12 protein-coding genes are annotated in these 14,587 nt (G+C 60.2%); 6 read left to right on the forward strand and 6 right to left on the reverse strand.

What is annotated here, in order from left to right; genetic code table 11:
- Nucleotides 1-191: 191 nt before the first annotated feature.
- Entirely contained in the window at nt 192-2,462 is a 2,271-nt protein-coding gene (locus MOP44_RS18185; RefSeq protein WP_260791671.1) for a GH92 family glycosyl hydrolase, read from the reverse strand.
- 292 nt (nt 2,463-2,754) lie between these two features.
- Here MOP44_RS18185 and MOP44_RS18190 point away from each other — a divergent pair, with 292 nt between their 5' ends.
- A complete protein-coding gene (locus MOP44_RS18190) occupies nt 2,755-4,413 on the forward strand; it encodes an ankyrin repeat domain-containing protein (protein ID WP_260791672.1) in 1,659 nt (552 codons plus the stop codon).
- Nucleotides 4,414-4,435: 22 nt separating this feature from the next.
- On the opposite strand, the gene MOP44_RS18195 is transcribed toward MOP44_RS18190, so the two are convergent.
- Complete coding sequence (locus MOP44_RS18195; protein WP_260791673.1) at nt 4,436-6,016, reverse strand: ribulokinase; 1,581 nt, start codon at nt 6,014-6,016, stop codon at nt 4,436-4,438.
- A 266-nt stretch (nt 6,017-6,282) separates the two neighbouring features.
- Here MOP44_RS18195 and MOP44_RS18200 point away from each other — a divergent pair, with 266 nt between their 5' ends.
- Nucleotides 6,283-6,867, forward strand: a complete 585-nt coding sequence (locus tag MOP44_RS18200; RefSeq protein WP_260791674.1) for a hypothetical protein — start codon at nt 6,283-6,285, stop codon at nt 6,865-6,867.
- A 927-nt stretch (nt 6,868-7,794) separates the two neighbouring features.
- On the opposite strand, the gene MOP44_RS18205 is transcribed toward MOP44_RS18200, so the two are convergent.
- Nucleotides 7,795-8,391, reverse strand: a complete 597-nt coding sequence (locus MOP44_RS18205) for a hypothetical protein (protein WP_260791675.1) — start codon at nt 8,389-8,391, stop codon at nt 7,795-7,797.
- Between the two features lie 297 nt (nt 8,392-8,688).
- Here MOP44_RS18205 and MOP44_RS18210 point away from each other — a divergent pair, with 297 nt between their 5' ends.
- Nucleotides 8,689-8,916 (forward strand): hypothetical protein, encoded by a 228-nt coding sequence (locus MOP44_RS18210; protein WP_026447189.1) that lies wholly within the window; start codon nt 8,689-8,691, stop codon nt 8,914-8,916.
- A gap of 203 nt (nt 8,917-9,119) precedes the next feature.
- Here the strand turns inward: MOP44_RS18210 and MOP44_RS18215 are convergent, their stop codons facing one another.
- Nucleotides 9,120-9,452 carry a hypothetical protein gene (locus MOP44_RS18215; protein ID WP_260791676.1) on the reverse strand — a complete coding sequence of 111 codons (333 nt, stop codon included), beginning with the start codon at nt 9,450-9,452 and terminating at the stop codon, nt 9,120-9,122.
- Between the two features lie 144 nt (nt 9,453-9,596).
- Nucleotides 9,597-10,364: an orotidine-5'-phosphate decarboxylase gene (gene pyrF / locus MOP44_RS18220; protein WP_260791677.1), complete on the reverse strand. Its 768-nt coding sequence runs from the start codon at nt 10,362-10,364 to the stop codon at nt 9,597-9,599.
- Between the two features lie 170 nt (nt 10,365-10,534).
- Here pyrF and MOP44_RS18225 point away from each other — a divergent pair, with 170 nt between their 5' ends.
- The 3 genes from MOP44_RS18225 (at nt 10,535) to MOP44_RS18235 (ending at nt 13,018) form a co-directional block, all read left to right on the forward strand.
- The gene (locus tag MOP44_RS18225) at nt 10,535-11,737 is read left to right on the forward strand and encodes a tetratricopeptide repeat protein (protein ID WP_260791678.1); all 1,203 of its coding nucleotides are present in this window, start codon (nt 10,535-10,537) and stop codon (nt 11,735-11,737) included.
- A 127-nt stretch (nt 11,738-11,864) separates the two neighbouring features.
- Nucleotides 11,865-12,185: a PspC domain-containing protein gene (locus MOP44_RS18230; RefSeq protein ID WP_260791679.1), complete on the forward strand. Its 321-nt coding sequence runs from the start codon at nt 11,865-11,867 to the stop codon at nt 12,183-12,185.
- A complete protein-coding gene (locus MOP44_RS18235; protein ID WP_260791680.1) occupies nt 12,182-13,018 on the forward strand; it encodes an alpha/beta fold hydrolase in 837 nt (278 codons plus the stop codon). The genes MOP44_RS18230 and MOP44_RS18235 overlap by 4 nt, the downstream gene beginning before the upstream one ends.
- Before the next feature lie 515 nt (nt 13,019-13,533).
- Here MOP44_RS18235 and MOP44_RS18240 read toward each other — a convergent pair.
- A complete protein-coding gene (locus MOP44_RS18240; RefSeq protein ID WP_260791681.1) occupies nt 13,534-14,505 on the reverse strand; it encodes a deoxyhypusine synthase family protein in 972 nt (323 codons plus the stop codon).
- Nucleotides 14,506-14,587: the final 82 nt, after the last annotated feature.

Below are 14,587 nucleotides of genomic sequence, written 5' to 3' on the forward strand. Positions count from 1 at the left end.
AATATGTGCAGGGAGATCAGAGACTAGCGTGTACACCCGTCGAATTGCATCGACAGGCAACAACAACAGAAGCGGCTTTGGGTGGCACGGTCCATCTGTTCGTTTCATCGTAGCAGAGGATTGCCGCCTGCACAATCCTCTGCCACATGCATCTCTGGATTCACACCATCGAGCAAAGACTCACTTTGTTATCAAAATGACGGCGGCGCAGCCATCTCCGGCTTTGTATCGGGCGTGGCCTGCATCGAAAACTCCAGCCGGTTCAATCCCGTATGCAGCTTCGCAATCGGAATCCAGTAATTCGCAACGCGCTCTCCATTCAGCTTCACGCTCGACACATAAACCCCATCTCCATGCCGCGTGACCTCCAGCGTCCGCCCGCCAGTCATCTTCAGCGCGGCCTTCGCGAACATCGGCGTTCCCAGCACAACTCCGCCAACGCCCGGCACCGCCGGATACATCCCCAGCGCGCCCCACACATACACGCCTGACGTCGCGCCCAGGTCGTCGTTGCCGGGGATTCCATCCGGAGTCGCCTTGAATGCCGTGGCCCCGATGCGAGTCACAACCTTCTGCGTCTTCCACGGCTGGCCCGCCCACACATACGCATAGGGCACCACAAAGTCAGGCTCGTTCTCGATGTTGTAGCAGGGCTCGCCCCAGCAGCGCAGCTTGGTGAAGAACCTGTCCAGCCGAGCCGTCGCCGCATCCTTCCCACCCATCGCATCGAACAGCGCAGGGTAGTCGAACGGCACCATGAACGAATACTGCCAGGTATTGCCTTCCTCGAACCCGGCTTGATCCGACGAACTCACATTGTCTTTCCGCTTCGGGGTCGATTTCTCCGCATCGAATTCGGCCAGCCACGTCCCATCGGCATTGCGCGGCCTGATCCACTTCGTTTCCGGATCGATCAGGTTCTTCCAGTTCCGCGACTGATTTCTGAAGCGGTTCGCCGTCTCCTTGTCGCCCAGCGACTCAGCCATCCGTGAGATCGCAAAGTCATCACTCGCATATTCGAGCGTTCGCGAAGCAGAAAGCGCATCCTCGTCGTTGGTCACGTAACCCAGCTTCAGATAGTTCTCAAGGAACGGCCGCTCCTTGTTGTCCTTTGGCTGCGTCGCCTTCGTCACCATCCACTTCAGCGCGGTCTTCGCGTCGAAGTCCCGTGCTCCGAATGCGTACGACGATGCAATCACCGGCGCCGGCGAGTCACCGCCCATCACGTACGTCACGTCGTTCGCCGCTTCCCATCGCGGAAGCTGCCCACCCTGCTCCGCGTCGTTCACCAGCGACTGCATCATGTCGCCCTCGCGCTCCGGCTCAAACAGCGCCTGCAACTGCACCGTATTGCGATAGATGTCCCAGTCGGAAAAGTTTGCGTACTGCGCCTTCTGCTTCCCGCTGACCGTGCGTACTTTTTTGTCGAAACCGATATACCGCCCATCCACATCGCTGAACAGATTCGGCGACAGAAACGAGTGATACACGCCCGTGTAATAGATCTTCCGTTGCTCGTCGGTGCCCCCTTCGACCGCGAAGCGATCGAGCAGTTCGCTCCACGTGGTCCTTGCCTTAGCTCGCACTTGGTCGAAGTCCCACGCGGGGATCTCGCCATCCAGGTTGTTGAGCGCGCCCATGTTGCTCGCAAACGAGACGCCAACCTTCAGAATCACTTCGCGCGCGTTCCCAAAATCCAGCCACGCGCCAGTTTGCTTTCCCAGAGCCGAGTCGGCCGTCCGCATCAATTCTTCATCCTTCCATACAGCCGTTTTCGTGAACCGCTTATTGAACTGTCCGAGCGCATAGATGATGTAGTGCGAGTCTGACCCGCAGAAATGTCCCGCCCGCGAGAATCCTGAGAACTCGTTACCGTTATTCAGCGCGATGCCGTTTTGCTTGAAATCCTTCGAGCCCGAGGGGATCTGCGCCCAGCTCGATCCCGCATTCACCAGCAGCCGCGCCGGCACTCCCTCAGGAAACGTGAACCGCGCAATGCCCGCGCGATCGCTCACCGTCAGCTCCACCCGCACGCCGTTCGCCAGCGTCACTGCATAGTAGCCCGGATGCGTCTCTTCCTTCGCGTGATCGAATGCCGCTTCATAGGCTCTCAAATCCTTGTCCGGGCTCGTCGTCAACTCGCCAGTCACCGGCAGCACGCCGAAGTCGCCATACACGGGACACCCCGCTCCGCTGATATGCGTCAGCGAGAAACCCAGAATCGTCTTCTCGTCGTACTTGTACCATGCATCCTGGTTCGTATCCGGACTCCACTGCACCATGCCGAACGGCAGCGTCGCGCCGGGAAACGTATTGCCGCCGCCCGCCGTGCCAATCCGCGTATCAACCGAGTCATACGGACTGGCGGCACGTGATTGACTCGATGCCGGAACTGCAACTCCAACGAGCCACCAGAGAGCAACCAAGGCCCATACACATCCACGCAAAAAAAGACTGCGCATGAAAACTCCTCCCAGAATTCCCGTCGAATCATACGCCACGCAGCCACGACGGAAGTGACTGCGAAACATCCCCGGACGACGACCCAACGGTTGTGGAACTGGCGCGGCACGCCTATGCCTGTTTCCCGTTGACCCCGCCCCGGGCCAGGAATTACCGTTGACTCTGCGCACGGGGCGCATCCGGTCCGCGGAGAGGGCAAAGCCCACCTGCAGCAGTTCGAGACACACAACCAGACGAATCTTCTTTCTGCCTGCGCTGCGGACACAGGCGATACACGGAAAGGAGATTTCCATGCCAAGGCAGCTTCCGCCACGTGCCAGTCTCGAGCAGCTCAAAAAACAAGCCAAGGGTCTGCTCAAACACCTGCAATCAGCCGACACCGTTGCGCTCCATCGCATTAGTGAGAGCCATCCGCGCTGGAAGCATCTCTCCGCCGAACAACTTGCCGCGTCACAATTCACCCTTGCCGACGCCCAATGCGCAATCGCAAACGAACATGGATTCCCGTCATGGTCGCGTTTGCAGTCTCACGTCAAGATGCTTGAAGCAGCCGGGACCACTGCGGAGATGGTCGCTTCGTTGCGAAATGCTGCCGGAAAGGGCGATCTTGCCGGGCTGAATGCTCTGCTCGACGCGCATCCGGAACTCATTGACGAGCGCGGCGGCGAGGGCGTCAGAACCGCGCTCCACCAGGCCGTCTTCGGCAACCGCGAATCAGCAGTCAAGCTGCTGCTGGAGCGCGGCGCCAATCCCAACATTCGCTGCGAAGGCGATAATGCTTACCCACTCCACTTTGCCGTGGAGAAGAACCGCGCAACCATCATCCGGCTCCTTGTCGAGCATGGTGCGGACACAGTGGGCGAGGGCGACTATCACGAGCTCGGCGTCATCGGCTGGGCCTCCGCGTGGCCCGACATCCCTGCCGACCCGCAGACCGTTGCCTACCTCCTGGAACACGGCGCGCGGCACAACATCTTTTCGGCCGTGGCCATGGGCGACGTCGATGCCGTTCGCTCCCTCATCGCGACCCGTCCCGGCGATCTCGAGCTGCGCATGCACGGGACGAAAATGAAGTCCATGCCCCTGCATCTGGCCGTCATCAAACGTCAGCCGCAGGTGGTTCTCACGCTGCTCGAACTGGGCGCAAACATCGAATCTCTCGACGAAGCCGGGTTTACTCCGCTCGATCGAGCAGCCATCATCGGCGCTTCCGAAATGGTCACGATTCTCACCGCGGCGGGCGCCAGGCTTCGTCTGCCTGCCGCTGCTGCACTCGGCCGCGACGCCGAAGTAGCCCGCCTGCTGCGGCTCGATCCCAATGCGCTCAAGCCCGGCTGCCGCTGGGGCAATCTCATCGTTCGGGCCAGCGAGCATGGGTCCGGCGAAATGGTGGAAACCCTCCTCCGCAATGGCGCGGTCGTCAATGTCCGTGACAACCCCCAGACCGCGATTGACTCAACCGCCGGCTACACCCCACTCCACGCCGCCGCGTGGAACGGCAATCTCCGAGTCATCCCCGTGTTGATGCGTCATGGCGCGGATGTCCGCGCACGCGAGGAGAAGTATCATGGCACTCCTGCTGGGTGGGCCGACTACGCCGGCCAAATTGAGGCGCGCAACATGATCCTTCAGGGCCACATCGACATCATCGAATCCATCCAATACGATCTCGCCGATCGCATCGCGCCCATCCTCGACGAAGATCCTGCCTGCCTCAACCGCACATTCCGCGACTATGGTCTGTTTCCCTGGGACGCTCAGCCATGGCACACTCCGCTGGCCTATGCGGTGTCGCGCGGGCGCGAACAGATCGCGCGCCTGCTCATTGAGCGCGGCGCTGACGTGACCGTGCGGTCGCCCGAAGGCGAGACGCTGAATGAAATCGCCCGGAAGGCCGGTCATGGAGAGATCGCCCGCATTCTCCGGGCGCCCGAAGCGGCAAATCCCTGACGCGGTTCTCGAGAAGCTTCCTTTAGCTCCCCTGTACCTCTGCCGCAATCCTCCGGATCTCCGGCAGCACATCTCCCAGTGCGACCGGCTCCGCACTGCGCGATCCCAGTGCGAAATAGACCCTCCGATACAGCGGATAGAGCTGCTCGTAGACCGCGGCCTGCTTTGGATCGGGCTCAATCGTCGTGTGATCCAGGCATAGCGCATCCTGCGCTTCCTCCACGGTCTTGAACACGCCCGCCGCCACCATCGCGAAGATGCCCGAGCCCAGGCTCGTCGGAACGCCCGACGGCACCAGCACCGGCTTGCCCAGCACGTTGGCATATACCTGGTTCAGCACCGGGTTGTTCTGCGGAATGCCGCCCCCGTTGATCACGCGATCCACGCGTACACCGTGTTCCGCCATTCGCTCCAGAATGATGCGCGTATGAAACGCCGTGCCCTCGATCGCTGCGAACAGTTCATCCTGAGCGGTATGGATAAGGTTCCAGCCCAGAGTCACGCCGCCCAGTTCGGGATTCACCAGCACCGTGCGGTCACCGTTGTCCCAGCTCAGCCGTAGCAGGCCGGTCTGACCCGCGCGATAGTTCTCCAGCCCTTTGGCCAGTTCCGAAACCTTCACCCCGGCGCGCCGTGCAATCGCCTCAAAGATATCGCCCGTCGCGCTCAGCCCCGCCTCAATGCCCGTGTACTGCGGATGCACGCTGCCCGGTACCACGCCGCAGACGCCCGGCACCAGCTCCGCCTTCTTCGCCATCGCGATAATGCAGGTGGAGGTGCCCACCACGTTCACCACATCGCCCTCGCGGCAACCCGCCCCCAGCGCGTCCCAGTGCGCATCGAAAGCGCCCACCGGCACCGGAATCCCCTCGCGCAGCCCCAGCTGCTCCGCCCAGTGCGCGCTCAAGTGCCCGGCAATCGCGTCGCTGGTCGAGTACTCACCGTTCAGCTTCTCGCGCACGCCATCCAGCAGTGGATCAAGCTTCGACAGGAACTCCTGCGGCGGCAGCCCATCCCACTTGGGATTCCACATCCATTTATGGCCCATCGCGCACACGCTGCGCTTCACCTTCTTGGGATCGGTGATGTCGCACAGCGTCGCGGCCACCATGTCGCAATGCTCGAACGCCGAGGCAAACTGCCCCCGCTTCTCCTCGTTGTTCCTCAGCCAGTGCAGCAGCTTCGCAAATCCCCACTCGTGCGAATACACGCCGCCGCACCACTCAATCGCCTCCAGCCCCTCCGCATGGGCCAGCTTCGTGATCTCCTGCGCTTCCTTCTTCGCGCGGTGATCGCACCACAGGTAGTACTCGTTCAGTGGCTGCATCTGCGCGTCGACGGGGATGACGCTCGAGCCCGTCGTGTCCAGCGCGATCGCCTCTACCTGCTCGCCCTTAAGCGCGGCAGCCGCGACAGCCTTGCGCGTTGCGCTGGCCAGCGCGCGCATGTGGTCTTCGTGCGCCTGTGTTGCGAAGTCCGGATCTTCCCGTTTCCGGTGCAGGGGATACTCCTCCACTGCCGATCCCAGCCGCCCCCGCTCGCTGTCCACAATCGACACCCGCACGCTCAGTGTTCCAAAGTCGACACCCGCAACAATCGCCATCGTTCTCGTCCTCTTTCGCTGCTGTCCAGAGATTCTAATGAAGCAACTTAGCCTACGTGGGTAAACGTTTTCCAGCTTACCAGACCGCTGCTTCTCCTGCCAGCAAACTCACTGATAAACCGAGGCCGCCTTGATCGTCTCGCAGCAACTTGCATGTCGATTGGAAAGCACGTAGCTCCTCAAAATCTACATCGTCTCGAGCAGAGCAAAGCGCCATCAATATGGCTCGGAGCCGATGAGACAATTGCGCTAATCTTGGGTTATCCATGGAGATTGACCAACAGAGCATAATGAATGCCCTGAAAGACAAAGGGCCTGAGGCGTGGAGTGCATATCTGCGTCGTTTCGAGGACGACCCCCAGCTTACGTCGCGCCTAAGTATGCAGGTGATCTTCCACTACGCGGCACCTCTCGCCAAGGATCGAGAGAGCCTGGACTGGGGTGAAGTTGCCGTTCGGGCTGCTGAGTTGGAAGCCCGGAACTGCAGCGGTGTTGAGCATGAAAATGCGCTCTTGTGGGCCATGAACCTGAGATCGTGGTTCATCTGCAAGATGGGATCACGCTCAGGCCATTTGGTTTTGGACAAGGAGATTATTCTCCGCTGGATCAGTGAGGGGCTACCCCTCTCGGTCCAACCGGCAAGGGAAAAGGCAGCGCGGTTCGGGGCGACTCTAACAAGAGGAAAGGTCTCCTCCGATTCCAAAGGGACGCAACTGATAGCTGATGATTTACGGCTGCTCCGGCGAATCAAGCACCGTCTCAATGTCGCCAAGGTGCTTCAAGATTGTGGGCAGCTCACAAGTGATCCCGAATTGGACGAATGGTTGGAAATACGCGAACTCCTGCCCTGACGAAGGGCCCTTGCTCCACTGTAGGGGGCCGTCACCCACGACAGGAAAACTCGGCGACACCGGAGCCACGCCGTCACAGGCGCCCCGGAAGGGGCAGCACGAGAATAGCCCCGGCCATGGTCCGAGCAGCGCGAGGACCTGGCCGGGGTTTCAGCGCCACACTCCCCGCGCGCGTCCCGCAAGGACGGCCGATTCCTCCGGATCACATGAGGGCATTGAAACACGAGCCGAACTCGTCGGGACGGAGAACGGCTATTTTCGAAGGAGCCCGATAAGAGGCGCTCATGATCCTCAGGCTCACAACGGGGCATGAAAAATGGCAGCGAATGGCGTCGGGTCAGAGCTTGGCTAGCTTCGAAGGAGGCCGAGGAGCCCCCCTCCCGGAGGGAGGCGCGAAAATAGCCAGGGACGGGAGTCCCGGGGCCAGCCCCACAATCGACCCTCAAGTCCCGTAAGGGACGTCCGATTCTTCCGATCAGATGGGAGGATTAAAACCCGCGCGTCCCATAAGGGCCGCGTCGAAATCCCTCCACCCGCACGCCTCGCCATGACGACAGTGACGGCCATCACTTCCACGGAAGCTACGCGACCCCATCATGAGAGTGTTGGGATTTGTGTGTCTACCGGTTACGGGGCTTTGAAATGATCATGCGCGCACCGACGAATAAGACGCCTGAACGCCCAAAAACGAAGAAATTGTGGGAGTAACTAGTGAGGTACTGGGTTTACTAGAAAATTAGCTACCCCTCCCCCTGTTTTTACTTCTCCATCCATTCGCCGAAAATCGACCTAACCTGCACAATATAAAACGAATATTGATATACATAATCTCATAGCACCAAAACAACTCGTTACAACATCTTATGCGTCATTGTACTTGTTAGTAAACATGCAGAAACGGGCATCCATTTCACTCAGACATCCCCTCTATTTCACGCTGATCCCGCCATCCACATCCACCACCACATCGTCTCCTTCAATCAGAATGGAGTGGATCTTCAGCCGTTCCAGCGATACCTTGTAGCCCGAGGTCGCAGTCGAGTCCGCCAGCGCCTTCCGCAGCAGATCGGCAGCATTCACCTTCATGCTCGTCGGCACCGTATGGCTCAGAAACGGGCGCACGAAGTTCAGCTCCCGCTGATCGCTCACCCGCTCCAGCCTCGCATCCTTGAAGCCCAGCGTCTCGCCCTCACCATCGGGCGCCACGCTCACCTCCGATGTCGGGGCCAGCGAGATTCCCAGGCAGGCACCGCGCAGAGACGTCCCGAGCTTCGCGTGAGTCTTCACCCGCACCAGAATTCGATCGCCGGCGAACGTCACCTTGGGATCCTCTGCGTACACGTAGCACGACGTCGTGGCCGACCCCTTGAGGTAGTAGCGCCCGTCCGCCGCGCTGAACAACTGCTGCTTCAAGGTCCGCTCCAGCGCGTCTCGAGTGATCTTCAGTTCCACCGCATAAGACTGCGCCGTTAGCAGGCCGCAGCACAGCGCAATCGCCGCAGCAATCCGCCAGATTTTAGCCATGAACCCATGCTGCCACGAGAGGGTTCGGCCTTTCCAGACCGCGCAAGTCCATGTTTAGACAGGCAATACCCCTTGCGTACGCTAAATATATGATTTTCAATAAAAAGGGCGATTCAGAATCTCGCGAGCTTTGATCAATTCGCCTCAGTTTTACACGGTTCGCCTATTGATTTCTGCATGAAAAATCCGTAAACTAAGATTCTAGTGACCGACCCTCAGGACCGGACCAGCCATCCCCAGGCGAAAGGCGTCCGAGGCAGCAAAAATTGAATTCACCCCTCTGAATAAGGACACCAAATGGCAAAGCGTCGTGGAAATCCGAATTGGGGCAAGCCGGAGCCCATCGGGCCCGTTGTGCCCACAGTGACCTCCTTCGAACAGATTGTGAAGGAGTTCAAGCTCACCCCGGACCAGTACATCCGGTCCACCCGTCTTCGCGAGTGGGCTCGTCGTAACAAGAACTCCAAGTACATTCCAGAAGCACTCCTGGAAGCTTGGGGCTTCGAGATCGAATCGACGTTGTAGGCCTCTGAACAGTCCCTTCTCAAGCGCCGCCCTCGGGCGGCGCTTTTGTTTGTTCCTTCTTAATTGCCGGCGAGCAATCTTCAGCCTGTCAATTCCGACAGCATCGGCCAGGTAAATGGCAGTCCCGCCAGAATGCGGCATCCTGGAACCCGCGAGGAGATCGCGGCGGCTTCAAAAATCGCCGTTAAGAATGGACCAGCCGATTAGTTCACGTTCGGGGTCGCGTTCTTTGAGGCGCGAAGCCATTCGTAGAAATAGCGGTCGAGCTGTTCGCTCCACGAGTCTGTTACCTGGTCCGTCGTCAGCTCATCCAGCACCCGCACGTCTTCTCGCATCAGGCTCACCACCATGTTCATCTGGTCACTGAAGGCACTGATCCGCGAGAGAGAACTGAGCATGGCGCGAGAAGCCTCGTCCTGCACCGGAAGGTTCTGCTGCATCTCAGCCGCGTCGTGGCTGAATTCGGTGAACAGCTCATAGAAGGCGTGAAACTTCTGCATGAGGGAGAAGGAAAGGTTCGGGGTATCGGAATTCATGGGGTCGGCCCTCCCGGGAAACGAGATGAAGGGAGTCTAGGACGATCCGCGCGGCGCGGATGTGATTTGCATCACGTCCATGCAAGAAACGAAATCTCGAGCCTGTTTCGCTATCGAAGAATTCTGGGCCGAAGCCAAGCTGCACTAGAGAACCGCGGCCATCTCCGCCAGAATCGCCTCGGCCGCCGCAGCCGGGTCAGGCGCCTGCGTGATCGGCCGTCCCACCACAAGGTAGCTGGCGCCGCTGCGCAGGGCATCGGCAGGTGTGGCTATGCGCTTCTGATCACCAACCGCACCGCCGGCTGGGCGAATCCCGGGAATCACCAAAGTGCCCTCGGGGCCCGTCATCGATCGCAACGCGCCCACCTCCTGCGGCGAACAGACGAATCCGCAGATTCCGCTGTCCATCCCCATGCGTGCAAGCAAGGCGACCTGCTCGGCCGGCGAACGTTCCGCCCCAACTGCTTTCAGCTGCATCTCGTCCATGCTCGTAAGTACCGTCACCGCCAGCAGCTGCGGTCCGTTCGTGAAGGCTGAAGCGGCCTCCTGTGCAGCCGTCAACATTACCGGACCGCCGCCGGCGTGGACGGTCAGCATCTTCGCGCCCAGGCTCGCGGCAGAGCGCACCGCGGCTGCCACCGTATTGGGAATATCGTGCAGCTTGAGGTCCAGGAACACTGAGTAGCCCCGGCGGAGGATCGGCTCCAGCACAGCCGGGCCGGCTGCAACGAAGAGTTCCAGCCCCACCTTGAACCAGGTGCACGTGTCGTCCAGCCGGTCGACGAGCACGGAAGCAGCGCGAGCATCCGGCACATCAAGCGCAACAATCAGGCGTTGGCGGGCCGATTCTCTGGGTTCGGAGCTTGGGCGGCTGGCTGCTTTAGACGCGGAGTTATGCAGGTCGAGGGCCATACTTCCATCGTAGTTGAGATCGAATCTCGTCGCCTGAAAAAGATGGCTTCCGCTGTTTCGAGCCGCGCGTCCGCTGCGCCATCCGAGTACCTGAAATGGCCTAGAATCAAGTCAGAGCCGCCTCATTTGCCCGTCTCGTGGAGAGGAGACTCGCTGCCAGGAGCCTCAACTTGAAGACATCGCGGATCGCGTGGCTGATCGTCCTTTTTATGGCAGGTGTAGCCGTCAGCCATGCCGAGGTCCACACCAATGCGTTGAACCGCGATCCGCTGGTGCGGGAGGCTTTCCAGCACTTCTACGACATGGATTATCCCGCCGCGATCGAACGTTTTCAGCGGGTGCACCAGGCCCATCCAAACGATCCTCAGGCGACCGCGTTGCTGCTTGACGCCGAGATCTTCCAGGAGCTCTATCGGCAGGACCTGCTCGATACCACCTTCTATGCCAACGACGGCTTTTTGACCGGCCATCACGCCACCCGGGAAGACCCTACGACACGCGACAAGATCTTCGCGCTGGCGGATGAAGCGGTACATGAAGCTGACGAGCGCATCTCGCACAATCCACGAGACGTAGATGCTTTGTATGCGCGAGGCTGGGCGCGCGCCTTGCGGTGCACCTATGTTGCGATGGTCGAGCGCGGCTTCGCATCGGGATTCCGGCTGGCGAACAAGGCCAAGGACGACGCCCAGAAGGCTCTGCAGATCGATCCCGACTATGTGGACGCGAATTTGGTCACTGGGGTCTACGAGTACGTGGTCGGGGCGCTGCCTCTGCCATTCAAGTTTTTCATTGGGTTTGCCGGTATAAGTGGCTCAAAGAAAACGGGAATGGCGATGCTGCATGATGCTGGTGAGCGGGGCATTGCCAGCTCTGTGGAGGCGCGCACGGTGATCACGCTTTTCCTCCGTCGCGAAGCGAAGTACAGGGAGGCCATCGAAGTTGTAAGGACGCTCGAGGCGCAGTATCCGCGGAATTATCTGTTCGCGCTCGAGGAAGCGAACCTGCGCAAGGACGCCGGGGAAGGCATGGTCGCCGTCGATGCGTACCGGAAGGTGGTCGCCAGCGCTGAAAGGCCCGGCTACTACGCCTCGGCCCGGCTGGAGCTTGCATACTTCGGTCTAGGCGATGCTCTCCGGGGTCAGCGGCACTTCAAGGAGGCAGCCGAGGCCTACGAGCAGGCCGGCTATACGCAGAATGTGGGGCCGGAGCTAAAGGTGCGGTCGATGCTGGCCGCCGGCCAGTGCCGCGACCTGAACGGAGAACGCGACGTCGCGAAGCGCGACTACCAGATGGCGATTGACGCAGGGCCGTCGACCTCGCGGGCAGACCAGGCGCGGAAGTATTTGAAGGCTCCGTACTCGGGGGCGTGAGAGAAGCAGCCGTTGGCCATCCGCGCTCAGGTTGGGCATAGACGCCGCCCGCCGTTCCGCTCCACAATGGAACCGTAAGTCTTCCCGCTCCGTATGAAAGGCTGAGGATTCGAGGGGGTCCGACCAAATGGCTGTCTTTTGTCATCGATGTGGAACGGGTTTGCCGGCAACCGCACGGTTCTGCTCCAACTGCGGCACGACGGTGCTGGTTTCGCCGCCCATGCCGGGACGGCCGCTGATGCGCCCGATTGTGGGCCGGCAGGTGGCCGGAGTTTGTCTGGCGCTGGCTCGGTCGAACGGCTGGGACGTGGGGCTGATTCGCATCCTTACGGTGATCGGGTTCATATTCTCCGGCGGATTCGTCGGCGTGGCTTACCTCGCCGGATGGATCGGGATTCCCGAGGAGCCGATGCCAATGCCTGGCGCGCAGCCGCCGGCCAACCTATGAGCCAGACGTACCGCTCCGACGGAGCGGCGCTGAATTATGTCGACGAAGGCCACGGCACGCCCGTGGTCTTTCTGCATCCGACGCCTTTGGATCACGATTACTGGCGGCCGATGATCGCGGAACTGCGAGGCGTTCGGGCGATTTTACCGGACTTCCGCGGGCATGGAGCTTCGGAACTGGGAGCGGACCTGCCGATTGGCGGATTCAGCCGCGTGCCGGATGCGCCGGTTCTGACCATGAGCCAGCTTGCCCGCGACGTTCTGTCTCTCCTCGACCACCTCTCGATCCAGACTGCAATCTTCGCCGGCTGCTCGATTGGCGGTTACGTCCTGATGGAGCTCTGGCGGCAGGCTCCGCAGCGTATGCGTGGGCTGGCTTTCATCTGCTCCAAGCCGCAGGCCGACGGTGAACCGGCTCTGCAGAAGCGCGCCGATAACATCGCCAGGGTTCGGGCTGAGGGTGTGAGCGGATTCTTTAACAGCGGAGCGAATTCGCTGCTGGGCGCGTCGGCCCGGAGACGGCGGCCGGAGCTGGTGAATGAAGTTCGCGCGCGTATGACCTTGTCGACGGAAGGAGTGGTCGCTGTTCAGGCTGGTCTGGCTACTCGGCCTGATTCGCTGACTACGGTGAAGACGATCACGGTGCCGGTGCTGTCGATTGCTGGTGGGGAAGACGGCGCGGTGAGCGCGGCGGACATGGCGGCGTTCGGGTTGGCGCCGGGCGGATGCGCGTCGCACGTGATTGCGGATGCGGGGCATTTTGCGGCGTACGAGCAGCCCGGGCGCGTAGCTGGATTGGTGCAGGAATGGCTGAACGGTATCGGGCCGACGTAGGCTGCGCAATTTCTGGCCTCAGACGCGGAAGGCTCCGCCGGGAGGCTCATCAGGTCTGCGTCGCTCTGTTTACTTTCGAGTAACTTCGCGAGTCTTGCGCCCAATTTTGGCCTATGAGATTTTGTAGATAGCTAAGTTGCTTATATTTAGTAGTTTAGCTAAAAATTAGGCTCAAAAAGCGAATATAAGGAGAAGTAAAAACAGGGGGAGGGGTAGCTAATTTTCTAGTAAACTTCCGCTTAAAGCTCCGAAGGCTGCGATCCGTGAACGGAACGCAGCCCATGAATAGAAATTAGCTTGATCGGAGATTCCGGTCTGTGATGGTTGTCACGCTCGATGCGGAAATCGGTTGATTGGAGAAAGCATGCCAGCCGCTTTTCTGAAGAGAAGCGGCTGGCGTGTTCCATTTAAAACCGAGGTTTGGATGTCCGGCTTAAAGGCCGAACGTACCTGACGGTTCAACCGGGTTTGGTGGTGGCGTTCCCGACGTGCCCGGGTGACCGCACCGTAGATGGCTACCAGCCGAGGACGTAGGCGAAGATCAGCGGCGCCACGATGGACGCATCCGACTCCACGATGAACTTCGGCGTCTTCTCGCCGAGCTTGCCCCAGGTGATCTTCTCATTGGGCACGGCGCCGGAGTAGGAGCCGTAGCTGGTGGTGGAGTCGGAGATCTGGCAGAAGTAGCCCCATAGCGGCACGTGTTCGCGCTGCAGATCCTGGTGGAGCATGGGGACGACACAGATGGGGAAGTCGCCCGCAATGCCGCCGCCGATCTGGAAGAAGCCGAGCGAGGAGTCCTTGGTCAGGTTGGTGTACCACTCGGCCAGCTCCATCATGTACTCGATGCCGGTGCGGACAGTGTGGACCTTCTTCACGTCGCCGGAGATACAGTGGCCGGCGTACATATTGCCGAGCGTTGCGTCTTCCCAGCCGGGCACGAACATGGGCAGGTTCTTCTGCGCGGCTGCGAGGAGCCAGCTGTTCTTGGGATCGATCTGATAGGACTTCTCGAGCTGGCCGGACAGCAGGATCTTGTACATGAACTCGTGAGGGAAGTAGCGCTCACCGGCCTGGTCGGCCCTGACCCACTCCTGCAGCACCTCATTCTCGATGCGCCGCATGGCTTCCATCTCGGGGATGCAGGTGTCGGTGACGCGGTTCATGTGGCGGGAGAGAAGGCCGGCCTCGTCGGCGGGGGTTAGATCGCGGTAGTGCGGGACGCGCTCGTAAAAGTCATGCGCCACGAGGTTGAAGACATCCTCTTCGAGGTTCGCGCCGGTGCAGCAGATGCCGTGAATTTTGTCCTGGCGAATCATCTCTGCCAGCGAAAGCCCGAGCTCGGCGGTGCTCATCGCGCCCGCAATGGTGACGAACATCTTGCCGCCGTTGTTCAGGTGGTCGACATAGCCCTGGGCTGCATCGACGAGAGCCGCCGCATTGAAATGGCGATAGTGGTGCTTGATGAATTTGGTGATTTCAGACATGACAGATTCCTCACTCTGCTGGAGCGTATTTCCGTTTGGATTGAAAACCGGAACGTCTCTCGCGGATTTTCCTTCCTCACGC

The organism is Occallatibacter riparius (genome assembly GCF_025264625.1).
GTDB classification, from domain to species: Bacteria; Acidobacteriota; Terriglobia; order Terriglobales; family Acidobacteriaceae; genus Telmatobacter; species Telmatobacter riparius.

Bases quoted from the DNA above. Each gene is read 5' to 3' on its own strand.
- MOP44_RS18215 (WP_260791676.1), bottom strand. From the start codon at position 9,452: ATGAATTCCGATACCCCGAACCTTTCCTTCTCCCTCATGCAGAAGTTT.
- MOP44_RS18210 (WP_026447189.1), top strand. From the start codon at position 8,689: ATGGCAAAGCGTCGTGGAAATCCGAATTGGGGCAAGCCGGAGCCCATC.
- MOP44_RS18240 (WP_260791681.1), bottom strand. From the start codon at position 14,505: ATGTCTGAAATCACCAAATTCATCAAGCACCACTATCGCCATTTCAAT.
- MOP44_RS18235 (WP_260791680.1), top strand. From the start codon at position 12,182: ATGAGCCAGACGTACCGCTCCGACGGAGCGGCGCTGAATTATGTCGAC.
- MOP44_RS18230 (WP_260791679.1), top strand. From the start codon at position 11,865: ATGGCTGTCTTTTGTCATCGATGTGGAACGGGTTTGCCGGCAACCGCA.
- MOP44_RS18195 (WP_260791673.1), bottom strand. From the start codon at position 6,016: ATGGCGATTGTTGCGGGTGTCGACTTTGGAACACTGAGCGTGCGGGTG.
- MOP44_RS18200 (WP_260791674.1), top strand. From the start codon at position 6,283: ATGGAGATTGACCAACAGAGCATAATGAATGCCCTGAAAGACAAAGGG.
- MOP44_RS18205 (WP_260791675.1), bottom strand. From the start codon at position 8,391: ATGGCTAAAATCTGGCGGATTGCTGCGGCGATTGCGCTGTGCTGCGGC.
- MOP44_RS18185 (WP_260791671.1), bottom strand. From the start codon at position 2,462: ATGCGCAGTCTTTTTTTGCGTGGATGTGTATGGGCCTTGGTTGCTCTC.
- pyrF (WP_260791677.1), bottom strand. From the start codon at position 10,364: ATGGCCCTCGACCTGCATAACTCCGCGTCTAAAGCAGCCAGCCGCCCA.
- MOP44_RS18190 (WP_260791672.1), top strand. From the start codon at position 2,755: ATGCCAAGGCAGCTTCCGCCACGTGCCAGTCTCGAGCAGCTCAAAAAA.